The 18020-nt window shown below is 41.2% G+C and carries 11 protein-coding genes and 1 pseudogene; all 12 read right to left on the reverse strand.

Annotation, left to right across the window (positions count from 1 at the left end):
- Window positions 1–642: 642 nt before the first annotated feature.
- Window positions 643–1086, reverse strand: a complete 444-nt coding sequence (locus tag ADICYQ_RS22850; RefSeq protein WP_040417832.1) for a hypothetical protein — start codon at window positions 1084–1086, stop codon at window positions 643–645.
- A complete protein-coding gene (locus tag ADICYQ_RS22855) occupies window positions 1083–1646 on the reverse strand; it encodes a hypothetical protein (RefSeq protein WP_040417835.1) in 564 nt (187 codons plus the stop codon). Before ADICYQ_RS22855 ends, ADICYQ_RS22850 begins: the two co-directional genes overlap by 4 nt.
- 495 nt (window positions 1647–2141) lie before the next feature.
- Complete coding sequence (locus tag ADICYQ_RS22865; protein ID WP_051160327.1) at window positions 2142–3371, reverse strand: alginate lyase family protein; 1230 nt, start codon at window positions 3369–3371, stop codon at window positions 2142–2144.
- Between the two features lie 118 nt (window positions 3372–3489).
- Window positions 3490–5805 carry a discoidin domain-containing protein gene (locus ADICYQ_RS22870; RefSeq protein ID WP_040417899.1) on the reverse strand — a complete coding sequence of 772 codons (2316 nt, stop codon included), beginning with the start codon at window positions 5803–5805 and terminating at the stop codon, window positions 3490–3492.
- Between the two features lie 5 nt (window positions 5806–5810).
- Window positions 5811–8090, reverse strand: a complete 2280-nt coding sequence (locus ADICYQ_RS22875) for an FAD-dependent oxidoreductase (RefSeq protein WP_020889240.1) — start codon at window positions 8088–8090, stop codon at window positions 5811–5813.
- A 22-nt stretch (window positions 8091–8112) separates the two neighbouring features.
- Window positions 8113–8502 (reverse strand): hypothetical protein, encoded by a 390-nt coding sequence (locus ADICYQ_RS29120; RefSeq protein ID WP_235114870.1) that lies wholly within the window; start codon window positions 8500–8502, stop codon window positions 8113–8115.
- The gene (locus tag ADICYQ_RS22880) at window positions 8454–9791 is read right to left on the reverse strand and encodes a sodium:solute symporter family protein (RefSeq protein WP_020889242.1); all 1338 of its coding nucleotides are present in this window, start codon (window positions 9789–9791) and stop codon (window positions 8454–8456) included. Before ADICYQ_RS22880 ends, ADICYQ_RS29120 begins: the two co-directional genes overlap by 49 nt.
- A gap of 76 nt (window positions 9792–9867) precedes the next feature.
- A complete protein-coding gene (locus ADICYQ_RS22885; protein WP_020889243.1) occupies window positions 9868–11304 on the reverse strand; it encodes a sulfatase family protein in 1437 nt (478 codons plus the stop codon).
- A 14-nt stretch (window positions 11305–11318) separates the two neighbouring features.
- A complete protein-coding gene (locus tag ADICYQ_RS22890; protein WP_020889244.1) occupies window positions 11319–13148 on the reverse strand; it encodes an FAD-dependent oxidoreductase in 1830 nt (609 codons plus the stop codon).
- Window positions 13149–13159: 11 nt separating this feature from the next.
- The gene (locus tag ADICYQ_RS22895) at window positions 13160–14260 is read right to left on the reverse strand and encodes a hypothetical protein (protein WP_020889245.1); all 1101 of its coding nucleotides are present in this window, start codon (window positions 14258–14260) and stop codon (window positions 13160–13162) included.
- Between the two features lie 20 nt (window positions 14261–14280).
- Window positions 14281–16770 carry a hypothetical protein gene (locus tag ADICYQ_RS22900; RefSeq protein WP_040417842.1) on the reverse strand — a complete coding sequence of 830 codons (2490 nt, stop codon included), beginning with the start codon at window positions 16768–16770 and terminating at the stop codon, window positions 14281–14283.
- Between the two features lie 26 nt (window positions 16771–16796).
- A pseudogene (locus tag ADICYQ_RS22905) lies at window positions 16797–17951 on the reverse strand (sulfatase-like hydrolase/transferase); the annotation flags it as partial.
- Window positions 17952–18020 lie beyond the last annotated feature (69 nt).

Consider the following 18020-nt stretch of genomic DNA (forward strand, 5'->3'; position numbering starts at 1 on the left):
TTTAGAAAGGTTTAACAATAGTTTTAGTATGTTTTTAAATCATCTATTTTCAAATGTGAAAATAAATACCCAATAGAATTGCAGATGTGAAAAGAAATATTGCCTTTGTTGTACCAAAAAGACATAATAATTAAATCTAAAAATTAGAACATAAGTATTGGCAATTCGAAAACACAAGATTAATTAATGAATCAATCGAAACTGCAAAAAGAGTAATGAAAGTAAAAAAATTACTTTGATTGATGCTTTAAATTATGGTAGAGAGGTTAAAGTGATCCTCACTACAAATAAAAATCAAAAAGCGGTACTTGATATTAAATTTGATGAGCAACAAAATTAGTTAAATAATCAGAGATTTCAAAAAATCATCAAAGGTAGGTCAGGATTTATGCCTTTGCAGTAGCCCGTTTTATCTCCACTTACCGATGACTTCCTACAGTAAAAATAAAAAATTTGAATAGATGCATTAGGAGCGTATATCAATCTATAATTGGATTGAAGCCTTGAATGCTCGTACCCCCCTCTATTTCTTACAACCATTACCGCAGGCTGTTGGGTGATGTATTTTTTCGAATTCCAGAATTTTAGAGATTGATAGTTTAAATCTCGATTAAAGTAAATCTTGATCGCAAATGAAAAATATTATTTTTTAGGATTAAAAACCTTATTGCGTAGCCATAAGAAACTATTGGTCAGTTTATTTCTCTTTGAGAATACTACTGAGATTCCCATCGTCGAAAGCAAAGCGATCAAAGCCAATGCGCCAAGTGCCCCTCCATAACCTTCGTAAAAACCGCTATTATTGATATAAACTATACTGAATAGGCATCCTGCCAGGGCCAATCGAATATAACCACTCATGAAATCTGAAGAAACCATGCCTACAAATGAAGATCCAATAAACACAATCTGTATATTTTTAGTGAGGTACGGATTCAATAATTCAGGGAAGCTATAAAAAAACAAACCTACGATTAAGGACAGTAATGCCGATGCCCTTACCGCTCCTTGCTCGAACTGCTCGCTCACAAGAAATGTAAGTGTGGCTCCTATACCTCCGGTAATAATTAGTATTAGACTGTTCATTTTATAAACCAATAAATTAGAGAGACAATAACAACGCCGACAAAAGCTACAGTTCCAAGCTTTCCACCTATGCCCAAGAATAAATTCTTAGACAATAGCATTATTCCACTTCCAACCATACCAGCTGCCACCACAAAGCCAATGGATGGCGTGATTTTCAAACTAGACATCCCAATGAAAGCACCACAATAAATGGCTGCGGGAATTTTATTTATGTATTCAGATTTCTTATTTATCAAAGGCAAAAAAGAGGCTAAGGTGCCAGTGATCCCCGCAGACAATACACTTCCCAAGCCTACAGAAACATTTAATAGATAACAAATTACGGCTCCTACTGGAACCCAGAGAACCACAAAAATATTCTCGTAAGCATAAGCTTCATGATGTAAATCAAAATACCTGTATCCCAACAACATCGTTATTGAAATTAGAAGTAGCAAAGCAACAGCAACAAAGGTTTCTGATTCGTATTTTTCCAATACCATAAAGGCTAAAAATGAAATTTGGAGGAACAAAAAAATTGAAACCATAAAAAACCGAACGGTTTTGTGCTTCTTCATTAATCAAGTTTTATAATATTCTCAATCTAGGGTTTGGGTTAAAAAAGGTTATTTCAGGCGGGGGTACAGCATAGTCAGTAAATCGCTACTGTATTGAACTACAAATCTAATGGGTTTTCCTTCGCCATAAAAGAATTTGAAAACAACTTGGCTGTTTTTATTTTAATGGTTTTAAAAAAGTCACCAAAATTAAACTGCTCAAAAAATAACGCTTACTGTTGGCAAGTTACAAAAACACCATGAAGGATATAAAAGGCGTCCCAAAACCCAATTTCAAGAGGAGACATCGATTGAGGCTTAATTAAGAAGCACAAAACTTGAAAGCCTCTGGCGCTCTGCCAAAGGGTTTCATAAAAGCCATTAAATTTATTATCGGGAACCGAACATTCCACTTTTGCTTCAGGAGAAAACTTAAAGACTGTAGTGAATGGAAAAAAGAGGTAATTTTTAAAAAGTTTCAATCATAAATTGGATCCGCAGCTTCCACTTTTTCATTTATCTACGCAGCTGCTTGAAATTAACCAAGTCCCAGTAACTAAAATACCCCTTCTCTTTCCCCATATTATCTGCGTCTTTTTTATAGTCTTTGTTTTGGTACTTATAGGCCGCGATATTCAATTGTTCCTTTATCCTGGAATAATCAATTGCATTGATTTGTTCGTATGCCCACTCTATTTTAGCATCTGTGAAGGAATTTAAAAAATCCAATGCCTTTCCTATACTTCCTCCTTTTTCATTTTCCATACTCCAAAAGTCCATTCCCACTTTTTCACAGGCTTGGGCATAGTACATAATGGCCAGAAGGTTCATGGAACTATAATCATAAGAACGTGTTCTCGCCAATTCCGCAGGTTGGCTCCCATCCTTCTCAATCATTTCTTCCATTATCAAAGGAAGCCCAGCTTTTGCCAAACTATCCGCTCTATCCACTTGGCCCAAATGCAAAGTAAGCGGAATGATCTGAGCAAAATACCATGTAGTATGGTTGTTACCATGTACTGCCTCATCTTTGCCATGTTTGCTATTGACAAGCCAGGAAACATACGCGGCAAGCCAATCCTTCATTCCCTTACTTATTCCTCCGTCCCAATGTTCCGAAACTGAAAGTACATTTAATATATCAGGTAATTCTGCCAAATACCTTGTGTCAATGATACCGATCCCTCTACCTTCTGTTCTTCCGGGAATTCTCTGGGCATAATTCAGATTAGGATTCATCTTGGTCTCAGAATCAAGAAACCATGTATTGACCAATTGGATGGCATGTTGGGCATATTTTTCATCGTCAGTGAAATAAAAAGCCTGACTCAATATTTCTAAGGAATTCATTAAGGCTACAAATTCATTATGGTCTTTGTAATCATGAAATTCGGGGTTAACCTCACCATCTCTCCTCATATAGGGTAGTCCATCCTCTTTTTCCGGATCCGGCCACCAATAAGGCCCCATACTGGTGTAATCATGGATATCTCCACTTGGTGGCAATTGCTTTTTATGTATGACTGAAAATGGGCCGCTTCTTAAGGCTTGGTCAGCTTCCTGAATCAATGCCTTTAATTCAGGAATGTCTTGAGGAGATCCAGAACGAATCACTTCCTTGGCCTTTTCCAAAACAGTGCCTTCCAATAGAATAAATTCATCCTGCTGGGCCCAAAGCAAGCTTGGGGATATCAAAATAAACAAAAGAACAATAAGTGTATTGCGAAATTTTGGGTTAAAGCACATTTTAAAGATTTCGGGTTTAGTTACTTTCAGTCTTAAAACTAATCAGAAAGGAAACAAAACAAAAGGGTAGGAACACTAGGCAAAGAGTGCCTACCCTTTTTATTTCTTTTATCTATTCTTAATTGAAATCAGCTGCAGAAATAACCAAACTTCGCTGAAAAAAACCATAGCCGTAACTCAAGGTAAGGCTGTCATTTTTTCCAAAAGGCAATCGTTGGTTTTCGCAAAGGATGGCATCACCGGTAAATTCTATTTCACCAGTCAATTTTTCCGCTAGCGCTTGCTCATCTCCTAACTCCACTACAATTATATCTCCTGCTTTATTGGATATCGTAAGCGAGGCTTTTTCTATGGTCTTATAGTCGAAATTAATTGGGGCCGTCAGGGCGACCTGGTATTTGCCCTCAGCCGTTTTCTCCAATGCAATAGCTGTATAGTAATTGGCCATATAAGCCATGCTCAAATTAAAAGCAGTGTTGAACTGAACCCAACCTTCCGTCCATCCCAGGTCTCCGACTTCGGGGAAATTAGGATAGTGGAAAGATTTTGGAGAGCCATCAAATACAAACTGGACCTCATCCAATAAACCTATTCCTCCTCTATGCCTGCTGTACCAGCCCAGGTCTACGCCCTCTACTTCTTCAGGCCCTTTGTAAGAAAACTGTCTACCTGTTGGATTGCGTCCAAAAGCATTCTCAAAATGAGACCAAGCCAACATTTCCAAATCCTTGATTAAAGCCTTATCCTCCAAAATTCCATTTGCTGCAAAAACTGCTGCAGGGAATCCTAAAATATTTCCGGTTTCATTCCATCCGGGAGGCGTCCATTCTTCGGCACTGTATTTTCTGAAATCCCATAGATTATCTGAACGGTCCAACATCAGCTGTGCCCATTCCTTCACTTTTTCAGGAATACCCTTAGGTGCCCTGTCTGGGAATTGCTGGTAGAAATAAGCAAAGGCCCGCATGGTCATGTGCTCGGACATCCTTTGCCCTTTAGTGGTCATGGGATCTGACCAATCCAAATTTTTAATCATCCAATCCAACTGTCTATAAGCGGCCGAAAAGAATTTCTCAGCAGTTGCATCACCTTCCCGTAGGGCGACTTCATACAGCATCAAATTTGGAATGACAGAAAACCCTGGAGGCATCTCCCCTTTGGTCGTTCCCAATTGGGTCTTCAAGGAAAGTAAATTGTGCTCCTTGCTCAAATTGTACTGGGAAAGGGAATGGTCAGAAACAGTCTCTTTTTCCCAATTGTCTTTTACATATTGGTAAACAATGTCAAAGTTTTGTTGCGGCAGCCATTGCTTTAAATAAGGCCAGGCATATAAGAAATGTGCCAACTCTGCCTTTTGCATTTCATGATCCAGCTGTTGGCTAATTTTTACATCCGCATCCCAATGGATCAGCTGGACGATGTCAGGTGTCTCTGCTGCGAAAGGTTCTAACTTCCCCCAAAGCCCTTTGTAATTGTCAGGAAAACTATCGTTGGAAACATACCGACCTTTTCTTTCCATCCGCTCATAGGCTTCCGGATTGCTCAGGTACATGGCCACTAAACTTTGCATGGACCAGTTGAAAAAATCACCGTCTCTCCAAGCAAAACTGATACGCCGAATATCATCCACAGTCCCTACATAATGTCTTGCCCCCAACATAAAATCCACCATGTTCCGATAGGTTACCCGCTCTATCCAATTGGGTCCAATCCTAAATGGGAAGGATTCAAGTTCCTTGATTTTAATTAAAAACTCATCTTCACTTAGCGGGTTAAAATTTGAGAAATCTCCTTTCTCTCTCATTACCTTTCCGGTGAATTCTTCCTTTCCGGTTTTGACATTTACAACTGCAAAAGGAGTATGGTCATTGACATCAGGTGCAGTAAAACGTTTGCTTCGGTTGAGGTTGTATCCGCTTTGATTGACCAGCACAGGTTTGTTTTCCAAGCCACTTGCATCGGCATATTTTTGCCCCAATAAAAGCACCTCACTTACCTGCATCATTTGACCATCGGTAGCCAACAATCTGACCCGATCTATCAATTGAGGTTTCTTCAATTCCACCTCCACTTTTTGATCTTTATTGTTGGTGACTTTATGAAAAGTTCGCCAATTTCCATTGAGTAAATACTGCAAATGGAAGGCATCATTTGGAATGGCTTTTGGAGCAAAATTAATCTCAATTTTCACTACCTCTGTTGCTCCCGGAAACCGCAGAACCAACCAGGCATTTTCATCCTCGGACTGACTGCTCCAATAACTTTCGGGACTGTTATCAATGGCCAAATTTGCACCATTATTTTCTAATGCTGAACTGCTGGTGGCCCGTGCAGAAAAGGATAAATTATTTTGTGCATTCACAGCATAGGTACCACATAAAGTTAGCATTCCACAAACCCAAAATCCAAGGGTAAATCGTCTCCTGTTTTTCATCCCTTTTATAAACATACGATTCCAAATAAGGCCACCGGAACATGAACATTTTGCTGCTTAAAAGTAAGCAGCAGCTTGTCCGTTTGAACCGGGGTTTTGAATTTAATTGTTACTACTGTTTGGTGATTGTCCTGGATTTCAGCCAAGACTTTTCCACTACCGTCACTCAATTGAATGTCTTTTACACAAAAAGGAATCTCGGATTCCGGATGACCCATCAAGGTAGACTCCAACGCATGATCAAAATCAGTATCAAAATACATACTTAAACTATTAATAATCTGCACCTTATCCCAAACCATCTCAATGGTAGGTTTGGTGTCATTTAAGCCTGCTGCCCATGCATTTGTACCTTCTGTTGGTCGGAAAACCCCATTCGTTAAGAATTTTATTGAATACGGGTCAATAACCGTTAGCAGCTCGAATGCGAAGTTTTGTCCTTCAGGCCTTCTTTCCGGCAACCAGAAGTCAAAAGCCTCAATACCAATGCCTTTAGGGGGTTCCTGTCTACTCGTGGTGGCTACGGCTTTGTTGAATTTTTGGAAGACAGTCAGTAGTCCTGTGGCCCTGGTTTGAGTACTCCTGATAGACACCTTTTCGTTGGCTGAAAAGGCTACAAAATAATATTCTGTTTCGTCTATATTAACTTGTAAATCAATTGTTAAATACTGTTCACCTAAAGTTAATTCGAATTCTTTTTCAACTAATATAATCTCAGGACTGAAATTACCTCTTTTCTCACTTTTCAATAATGAAGCCACTATTTTAGTGTTTTCAGTTGCCTTAAACTGAAATTTCATGGCTGGTAATTTACCGGGCACAAGGGGTAACATTTGTGCAGCTGCAAAGGTCAGGGATTTCCATGGACCATCAAAGGCCAAGCCCGACAATTGCATCGTAGAAGAGGCAGAAATTTTCGCGTCCTGAGCCAAATCTTCTTTCAATCGAAGCACATGATTTGGGATGTATTGTCCTTGTAAAACCAAGGCATCTTTTAAAGCTTCTATCCTACCCTCCTTTAGGATTTCTGAAGGTGAAATTTGATCCTCTTTACAGAGCACTGCCGCCATGGCTACAGCCTGTGCATTGTGGGCACAAGTGGCCATTACACGGCTCGATCCAAAGGCCACATGACTGGCACTAATAATCCTTCCGGTCAGGAAAAGATTGTTAATATTTTTGCTATACATGGTCCTGTAAGGAATCTGATAAACACCCTTGGTATGCCACTGTGTACAGCCAGGTTTTTCACCATAAACACCATCCGCAGGATGAAGGTCAAGGGCCCATCCACCGAAGGAAATGGCATCGTCAAAACTGCGTTGTTCAACCAAATCTTTTTGAGATAAAATATAGTCTCCTTCAAATCTTCTGCTCTCTCTTTTGCCCGGAATTGTGCCTACCCACTCCAGGGTATGAGTATCTATTTCGGGATATTCTCCCGAGTTTTTCAGGTGATTCCAGATGCCATATATCACTCGCCAAAGTTCCCATTTTATCGTTTCTGATTCATGGATGGTATCTTTCCTTCCACCGTATTCTACCCACCAAAGTCTACAGCCATGGTCCTTCAAATTGAAGGATTTAAACCTTGGCAATTCATCGATTTCTGTATTGGCATATTTGGGAGCAACAAAACGAACCGGTTTGCCTGTGTCCTTGCTATAGAAGTATAGGCTGTGTCCTAACAGTTCACCATATTCATGATCCGGTGCAAATGCCTCGTCAAATTCATCTGCTGATTCTGCTCCCATTCTAAAAGCTGCCCCTGCCATAAAACTCATGATGCCATCTCCTGACCCGTCTACAAACAAGGGAGCATCAAGCTTGTATTGAGTGGAGTTTTGACTGCAAAAAGCCCACACATGTTCAATTTCATCCTGGCTTTTTTTCTCCAAATCATACATCGCTGTATTCAAAAGCAAGCGGATATTTGGCAACTCTGTTACTTTCTCGATCAGAATGGTATCCAATATCAAAGGGTTGCCTTCAGGGTTGCGGTAGAGGTTTTCCAATAAAATCTCATCCACTACTCCACCCTCTCTTGCCCAGCGGTTATTGTTTCCCATATGGGAGGTTGCACCAAGGATCCATAACCGAATCTCTGAAGAACCATTACCACCCAGAACCGGCCTGTCTTGCACCAATACTACATTGAGGCCCTCTCTTGCTGCCGTTATAGCGCAACAAGTTCCTGCAAGTCCTCCACCCACAATTACCAGATCTGAAGTAATTGATTCGGTTTTTAAAGACCGCTTTTCCTTAGTAAAATTTTCTTTAATCATTAAGATATACTGAATACACGTTTTATTTTAATACCTGAGCTTTAGCTTTGTTACTTGCATACCGCACCGCATAGGTTCCCAAAGCAAGGATCAAAAACCCCATTGTGAAGAGGTAAATTCCTCCTCCTCCACCCCAGAAACCAAGGGCAAAAAATAATAAAGCAATACTTATAAATGCCCAACCCATTACCTTATAACCGTAGGTATTTTGATCCTGACCGGAATTTAAACTTTCAGTCAATTCCTTTTGGGTAGGCTGGGCTCTAAGCGCATATCGATGGTATTGGGCGCTTTCAATGTTTTTATATTTGGCATAAAACTCATAAATAGCTAATAGAACTATCGGTAAAAAGACGCCAACAATCATTTCACTGCTTCGTCCGAGTGAAAAGGACAATAAGGTTGGGGACACGAATTTAAAAACACGTTGATCACCAGACTTACACTTGTAACTACTAGAATGGAATTACCCGTCTGCCTTTTTGAAAACAGCCCCCAGATAGCCGGTGCATACAAGGCACCTCCCGTTACCGCCCCTATACTTAAAACCACTTCTACAATTCCACCTGCCAAGGGCACCATAAATGCAACGCCTATAGTACCCAAGCCAAAAAGTAGGGTAGCAACTCTGGCCACTTTCATTAGCGTTTGTGGACTTGCTTTTGGATTTAGTGGTTGGTATACATCATTTGTCAAAACGGCTGCTGCCAGGTTTAAGGATGTATTCACAGAACTGGCCGTAGCAAAAATCATTCCTCCTAGCATAAGCCCAAGCATGCCAACTGGGAGTACGCTCATACACATCCTCAGGTAGGCACCTTCGGTTTCTAAACCTACCAAACTTGGGTCCAGCACTCGGTAGATCATAGGAGGCAACATCCATATCAGAGGACTTATCAGATATAAAACCCCAAATAAATACCCCACTTTTTTGGCTGATTTAGTATCTTTTACTGAAGTATAACGTTGAACATAGGCCCAGTTTCCACCAATAAAAATGGTATTGTAACCGACAAAGGCAAGGATAAACCAGAAGGTGTATTCTCCATTAAAGATGTTGAAAAAGGTATCTGGCGCTTCAGCTATGAATTGATTAATTCCACCCACCTTTTCCAATGAAAGCGGCAAAACGATTAAAACCGCTGCTGTCAGGATCACAAATTGAAGCACATCTGTAACTATAACTGCCCAAAGCCCTCCAACTGCTGTATAGACCATGATCATGCCTCCTAAAAGCAAAATGGCATAGTATATATCAAAGCCTGTTACCACATTCAGGATCTTAGCTACAGGATAAAGAAATGCCCCTGTATATCCCAGCGAAAGCACTAGAAAAATAAAGGTATAATACTGTTGAATATTTTTCCCAAACCTATTGGTCAAGTAGGCGGCAACAGTTATTGATCGGGTTTCTTTCCACTTTGGGGCAAGGTATTTACCAATGAGAAAGCCACTGATACACATGGCCATTTGAATGGTTATGGCTACCCATCCCCACTCGTAAGCAATGGAGCCCCAAACCACAAAGGTGCCTGCAGAGAAAAAGCTCATAAAAAGGGATAATCCACTGATGGACCAGGGAACTGCTCCTCCTGCAGCAAAAAAGGATTTCATATCCCCTCCTTGTTTTCCAAAAGACAATCCAGCACTAAGAATAATTAGCGTAAAAACAAAAATGGTTAGGTAATCTAGTTGATGCATAACAATTTTAAAAAGGCTAAAGATAAACTGTAGAAGCTTAAAGATAAGCGAATTTTTAATACTTTAAACTGTGTTCTCAGTTCATTAAAATGGGTCCTGGGTGATTGATCTGAGAAGCGTTTGTGGCATCTCCGGGCATTTCCCCTCGCGCCCATTTTAATAACTTTCCGTCCATGGTGGCTTTATGTGGGGTTGGATTATTGGGAATGTTATCCCCTGTTTGGTTGGTCCAGGTTGTAAGCAAAATCCTCATTTCGCTCAATACCTCCTTATTTTCAGGTACATACAGCACATTCTTAAGATTATGTGGGTCATTTTTAGTATTGTAGAGTTCTTCTGCGGGCTGGGGCAAGAATGTGATTAATGATTGAGCAGGTGTTAATTGGCCCTCTTCGTGCTTTTGCCACAATTCTTTAGCAGCAGGAAAGCCATGAGGATCGGATTCGCCAGAAAGATTCCTCTTGTTGGGCCAATTGTTTCTTATGTAAATCCAATCTCCCAACCGTACCATCCTTTCATGCATGCTGTACCTGTGCCAGTTTCGTTCAGCAAATGCTACTTCACGGGTAATGACCTCATGGTCTTGAAGAACTTTGGAGAAACTTACTCCCTGAATGGTTTCAGGAATGCTTAATCCCGCAAGTTCAAGAATTGTAGCAGATACATCTATAGCACTTACAAGCGCATTGGTTCTTCCCTTATTAACTTTTGGTCCGACAATTACCAAAGGTGTTTGAATTCCATTCTTATACAAGTAGGTTTTACTTCGGGGAAAAGGTCTGCCATTGTCAGAAAGAAAAATCAAATAGGTATTGTCGAGAATATCTTGCTTTTCCAGCTCATTCAAAATCACACCCACATAATGATCTAATCGGCTGATTTCATGATAATATCCTGTGAGGTCTTCACGGGTAAGTGGCCCGTCGTACAAATAGGGTTGTACTTCTACCTGAGCGGGAAGATAAGTACGCGCCTTATCATTGACCTGCCAGTCCCTGTGGGCATCATGAGAGGCCAACCAGAAAAAAAAAGGTTGGTTTTTGGGTCTGTTTTGCAAATGAGACAGCCAATTTTCACTGCCTGCCGGCTTACTGTCTGAATGTTCTAAAAACCCCAATTGATTCGGAGGGGCCATGTGGTTTTTACCAGATAAAACCGTGTGGTATCCGGCCTTGTTTAATTCATGTACAAAGGTTTTTTGACTGGTTGGCAGTTCAACATGAATCTCAGGTGCTCCGGTATTGTGTGGATACCGTCCAGTAATCATGGAAATCCTGCTAGGTGAGCAGGAACTTGTGGTCAAATAGGCATTGTCAAATACCAACCCCATCATCGCCAGCCTTTGTAGGTTCGGAGTATCAATTAATTGATTTCCATAAATGCTAAGGTCCTCTGCAGAAATATCATCCGTCAGGATAAACACAAAGTTTGGAGGACGGTTATCAGCGGAAACCTCAAATGCTCCCAGCAACAGCAGCAGCGATAAAAGGATTGGTATTTTAAAATAATTCATTTTTGAGGTTACCTCTATTTATTTGGTAATGTCGGGTAGTTGTAAATGTTCAAAGGTGATTCTATAATGCCCATAAATTCATCCAAATGACGGGTGTAAACCTCTCTAGGGCTGGCACCGTTCCTATTGGCCACATAGGCTGCATAGCCCACAGCCTCTCCCATCATGCCACAAGTACGCATCACACGAGTGCTACCAAAAGCTACGTGAGTGGTACTTATGTTTCTTCCCGCCATGTATAAATTATCGATGTTTCTGGAATATAAAGCACGGTAAGGAATGGTATAAGGCTTTACCCTAATGTGTTTGGTGGCAGCAAAGAATTCTTCCCCTTCGAAGTATTTGGAGTTCTTGGCATCTGGAAAATGAAGGTCAATGGTCCAAGTGGCTGTGACACTTCCATCAGGGTACATCACCCCATCTTGTATGTCCATTTGAGTCAAAACATGGTCTCCCATAAGTCTTCTTGACTCTCTTTTTCCTCCAATATAAGATACCCAAGCCAATTCATTGTTTTTGTACTTCTCGGCTTTCTCTTTTTTCAGATAGGACCAGTTACCAAAAATTGCACGAAGGTTGTGATCCCTGATTTGTTCCGCTTCATAGATCGTGTTGAAGTTACCAAACCCTGTCTCCCACTGCCAATCCGCCTTGTGGTCATCTATGTGGTACTCATCTGAAAACTGCAATGCCCAAGGTGTTTCTGGGAAATCAGAAGCGTATTCTTTTTCTAAAGAGGCCCATAGATTAGAGGTTCCTAAAGTAAAGTCATCTGCGGTATCAGCTGCCAGAGATTCTCCTGTTTCTTCCTTACTTTCCCGTCCCATTCGGTATTCGGCTCCTGCAAGATATCCCAATGTACCGTCACCAGTACAATCAGAAAAATAGGTGCTCTCAAATCGGTATTCCTGGTTGGTCGCTATGTCACGCCCTATTACCGCTTTGATGCTATTCCCATCCATTTCCACTTCATATACATGCGTATTGAGGTGAAGTGAGATATTAGGTTCTGCTCTTACTATTTCTAGCTTTCTGTCATCTCCATATCTTTTTTCATCAGGATTTCCGTTACCCGGATCGCCATTGTCCAATTCCCTAACAATTCGTCCTAGTTTTGGGTAGTGATTGACATCCACTCTCCCCATAAGGTGCACCCTAATTTCAGAACTATTGTTTCCTCCCAATACGGGCCTGTTTTGTATCAATGCTACCTTTAATCCCATTCTAGCGGCTGATATGGCAGCTGTCGTTCCTGCAATACCACCACCTACAACTACCAAGTCAAATTTACCAATCTCTTCAGGTCCATCTGTTAAGCCCAACAGTTCCTTGCGAAGCGTCAAAAGCTTTTTGTTGTCATTGGTTGGCTTATCAGCCTTAGACGTAGAAAAATAAATGGCATCAAATCTTCCGTTGAAACCGGAAAGATCCTTTGCGGTAAGGGAATTCTCCCCCTGCTTCATTTCGACTGCACCTGCATAATACCAGTCCCAATCCACAATTCCACTTTGGCCAAAAACCTGGTCGATTTCCTTGTTATTAATATCCAGTTTAAAAGCCCCAGGACCTATTGGATAAGGTGCCCAATCTTTTGTCCTTACCCACATATGGTAGGTGCCACCCTTTTGGAAGTTCACTTTCGTGCTGGCATCTTCCACCACACGTCCCATTCCATGGGCCATCAAGTAAGAGCTGTACAATACATCGAAGGATTGTTGGTCGATTACCCAGCCTCCAGTATTTTCAAACGATTCTGCTTCCACCAAAACCCTGTTCTGGGCTTGTGACGGGTTCATTTGGGTAAAGCCCAGCAGCAGGGCAAAGATCCATAGTATACGTTTCATTTCAGGTTTATTTATTTTGAGTGTTCAATTGTTTTTAACTTTTTATCTAATTTTTTCTGACTTTTCAGAAGGGCCTCCATTTCCGATTCCCACTTACCTTCATTTAGGTATTTTAGGGCCAGGAATTGTTCGGCTTTGTTAAGGTTTGACTGGTTTTGGAGCACAGCTAACATTTTCTTTTGCTGTGCTGGATTGGCTTCATTCAACCCATTTAACAATTTAGAATGAATTTCAGGGAACAAAGTCAATGCATTCAGTTTGTCTAAAAGATCCATTTGCAAGCGGTATTGACTATTTTCAAACGTCTCCCATAGCTGTAGCTGTCTTTCACTTGAAGAAAAAACTTCAATTGGCAAGACTTTTATCAAATGAGTAGCTAAGAAAATATTATCACTTTGCAAGATTTTCAACATTGCAGCGGCTATTTTATCGTCTTTCTCTAAGCCTTTAGCCAACACCTTTTCAATGGCCCAATACTGATAAGGGTAATGGCCACTTTCCAGAAATTTAAGCAACTGTTCCCCAGAATAGTTTTCGGTGGTATAAGCCTTAGCAATAGCTGCCATGTCCCCATGAGCCAAATGCCACAAGGTATAACAAGAGTATACCGCACCATAAATCACTTCATTTTTAATGGTTTTAAGTGTCGCACCCGTCACCGCATCCACCCCATTGGTTGCTGCTGTCTGGGTGCCGCCTACGAGCTCCTCAATTTTATAGTCTTTTAGTAGGGACCTCTCATTGCTAAGGATTTCCTGTAATTTGTCATGATCAGCAACATCAAAAGGAACATGATCCAATTTGGTCAGTAATTCACCCTCTGGAACATCATACTTTTGATAATTGCCTAGCAGGTCCCAATAAAAATTCACATAAACCGGGTAGCATTCGTTGGTATGACAAACTGGTGTGAAGATTTCAGCCATGTAGCCCTCTGGTTGACCATTGTCATCTTCCAATAGAAACATGTCATAGCGCAAAGAATCCGTCTCCAGACTTTCGATCAAAACCTTATTGCCCAACTTTACATTGCCTTGGAATCCAGCAAGGATCAAGGTGAGAATCAATAAAAATAAACCTTGGGTCAGGTATTTTGAATGATGTTCAGTCATGCCTATTGTGTTTCTAAAGCTTACTTGTAGGTGAATTGAGCAGTTGCTTTGCAGTTTTGGTTGCCTACCAATCTAACCCATCTTGCCTCAATGCCATCAGGAAATTGTTCCACATGCTTTTTACCTGCAGGTACCGTTACTTCTTTCCAATCCATCCAAGGACCATGTCCTATAGGCTCCATCTGAATGGTGAACGTAACATCTTCATCCGAATCGTGACTAAGTTCAAGAGAACGATCGTCATAGAATGCAAAAAGATATGGATCAGATGGCGTTTCAGCTTTGATTGCTGAATTGGCCCAAGGACCGCCTTTCCCCACAGGTTTACCTAACTGCCATAAATCGTCTATTGCCCCTGTCCATACGGCTACTGCTCCATCGTCAGACACCACTATATGTTCATTGGAAGCTGCTGCTTCAGGGTCAACCCCTGTTAACAATAACATCCCCCTATAAGAAGCATAATCGTTAATTTTCAATTCATGAGAAGCCACAGGTCTGATTTTGGCATAACCGTCCGCATTTTCTGCAGGCAATTCATAGAAGGTGCCGTGGCAATTGAACAAGTCTCTTTCAGTAGCCACTTCTCTACAGATACGAAGGTTTCCCGCCAACGATGGCTCGGTGTATAGGTCATTGCCTTTAGGCAAACGCCACCTTCTTCCCTGATCATCGATGACCAGCACTGAAGCTTCATCCACTTCAAATACGTTGGTTGGAATTTGAAAATTTTCATTGATGAATTCCTGAGTAGTCGGATCCTCCACTTTTACCAGTTGGAATTTATCATCCATTTCATAATAGCCCAAGTCTGTCGATTTCCCCGCTTTATAAGATTTGGCCACCAAGCCTAATTTTCTCCTGTCATCCCCTAATCCATACAAGAATCCTCCAGTAAAATCATTTTGTTCAATGGTATTGACCCCTTCAAAAATCCCTGCCTGCATCGCCTTCCTGGTTTCAGGATTGGCAAATGCCAGGTGGGCAGTGGCTGTGGTATTTTGGTTGGCAGTCAATCGAATCCATTCACCTTTTGTAGTTTGATCAAAATACTTTCTTGTGCTCTCTCCTGCTTTCACTTCCACCTCGTCCTTGGTTTCCCAATTGCCATCGCCTTTGGAATCAATTTCAATAGTAAAAACCACATCGGATTTGCCTTCATTTTTTATCCAAAGGTTTCTGTTCTCCCAACCTGCAAACAACATGGGATCGGATGCGAGGTTTGCTGTTACTTCTTCATTCAACCACAATGCGCCATTGGCAGTATTGGGCCCCAATTCATCAGGCAAGTCCATGCTACCAAACCATAAATTGGAGTTGGATTGTCCGGGACCTTGAATATTTCCTTTGGCACTTCTTTTATTCAAAAATTCTTTATTGGCAGAATCATCCGTACCAAATACCAAACCATCGTTCCAACGGGTAAAGTCACCAACTACTTTCAAGTAAGCAGATCTTGGTCGAATTCCTGCTGTATTGCCTTGGTTAAACGTTCCTGGAAATCTCCAAAACATACCATGCATGGTCATCAGATAGTCCGGCTCACCCTCTTTTCCAACGTTTCCGATTCTTGGCCATTCTGTATTCCACCCATGTGCACCGTCATAGCTGTGACTGGCTTTGGGAAGGCGATAAAATGACCAACCCGTCTCTGCATTTCTGGAAGCTAAGATTATAGACTTATGGTCCCAACCGGTCGCCCATATTGGGTCTGTTTCCGGATTGGCATTGCCATAGATCCCTCCCGGGCCAGTTACTTCTACGAATTGGTTTCTTCGCACAAGTTTCCAATCCTTGCCATCCCATTCAGAAAGTGAACCAGCTTCTATATCAAACTGCTTCAGTGCTTGACTTCCTGACTCTCCATTGTTTGAATAAACCGTAACACCTTGCCCAGAATAATAGCCCTTGCCATGCGCACCTTTCAGTAGGCTACCTGCAGGATTGGTGTCGGTGTCGTCTTTTTTCTTACTTCGTATATTCCCGTCTTCATAGAATTGTTTGACAGTCAAATCATGCACATCTACCTCATAGAATCCTTCTTCCATACTGGCATAATAAATCTTGTTGGCAGGATCTGTTAAGTGTCTGGCATTTCCGGTATGTCTTCCCGGCATATCTGTATAAGGAATGGTCCTTACATCTCCATCTTTTCCGATGGCATAGGGGCCTATGAACAATTGCTCACTTTCTTTATGGATCATCCTATTGGCTGGTGTACCGCCAATGCTTTCAGGTCTGATTTGCATGTTTAGGTCCTGATCAATCTCATAGAGCTTATCAGAAGAACCCAAGGGTAGATGGGGCCCGTAAGTGATCACCCAAAGCTTATCTGCCCAAGGCACCACGGCACCTGTTCCACATTCCCCTTCATTGTTATAATAAGCCAAATGAGGATAGACCCCACTGATAGAAGGATAATTCTCTGTCTGAACGACTTCCTCAGGTTGGCATGCTGAAGCCGCCAATATCATTAGCGATAACAAGTAAAGAAATTTATTGTTTTTCATTTCAAATGCTTTATGCTGCTATTAATTTATTGTTTTAGTATCCTGTTTTTATGTGCATTGATAAGTTTCTGGGCTTCGCCAACTTTTGATTTCACTGCTGCCGAACCCATTAAGTTATTTACTTCCAATGCATCATTGTTCTGGTCATAAAATTCCTGAAAAATAACCTTTTCCAAAGTACCGTTTTCGAATGTTTCAATATACCTAAAATCTTTGTTGATTACTGTTAAGTTCGGTAAAGCGCCGCCGTAGGTGCCCAGGCCTTCATACACAAAAGAACTTCTCCAATTCACAGTTTCCTGTTTTAAAAGCGGTAAAAGACTCTTACCATGGAGATTGTCTGGCAGAAGAACTCCTGCCATCTCTAAAATGGTAGGTGCAATGTCAATATTAACAACCATCTGATCCAAATCCAAAGGTTTCAAGTTGGGGCCAATTACAAATAGTGGCACCCTCGTAGAAGGCCGATAAGGCAATACTTTACTGGTAAAGCCATGCTCTCCAAGCATCCAGCCATTGTCACTCATGAAAAACACGTAGGTATTTTCTTTTAAACCCAGGTCCTCTATGGTTTGAAAAAGCAAGCCCAGGTATTCATCCATTTCCGTAATTACTGCATAATAATCCCGGGTATGCTTTTGTATCGCTTGTTCATCTGGATACCCATATACTTTTGCCTGGCTGAGGTTCCTTACAGATTTTAGGTATTCTGGCTTACCTGACAAGTCATCCAAACGGTTTGCGGCCACTGGCATTTCAGAAACTTCATACCTCTCCTTGGTCTCTTTTCGCGCATCCCAGATTAAATCGCCATTCATATGAGGCAATTGGGTATTGTGGAAAAGGAAAAATGGAGCCTCTTTTTTTACTGCCTCTTTAATAAAGTCTACAGACCTTTCAGCACAATAGAGGTCACAGTGTTCCTCCACTTTCCTTACAATTCCCTCATCGTTGATTTGTCTTCCATAATAGGTGCCATTGCTCTTAAAAAACACAGAAAAGTCAAACCCAGCGGCTTTTGGCTCCTTTCCAATATGCCATTTCCCTGACATTCCAGTTTGGTACCCTACATCTTTTAAATATTGGGCTATTGTTATTTCCCCAGCATTGAGATCACTACCCAATTCCAAAACTCCATTGGCACTTCCATACCTGCCTGTGAGGAGAGAAGCCCTACTGGGACTGCATAATTCCTGTTGTAAATCTTATGCCAAAATAAATCTGTACCTTGGCCCAATCAAAAAAAATTA

The organism is Cyclobacterium qasimii M12-11B (assembly GCF_000427295.1).
Taxonomy (GTDB): Bacteria; Bacteroidota; Bacteroidia; order Cytophagales; family Cyclobacteriaceae; genus Cyclobacterium; species Cyclobacterium qasimii.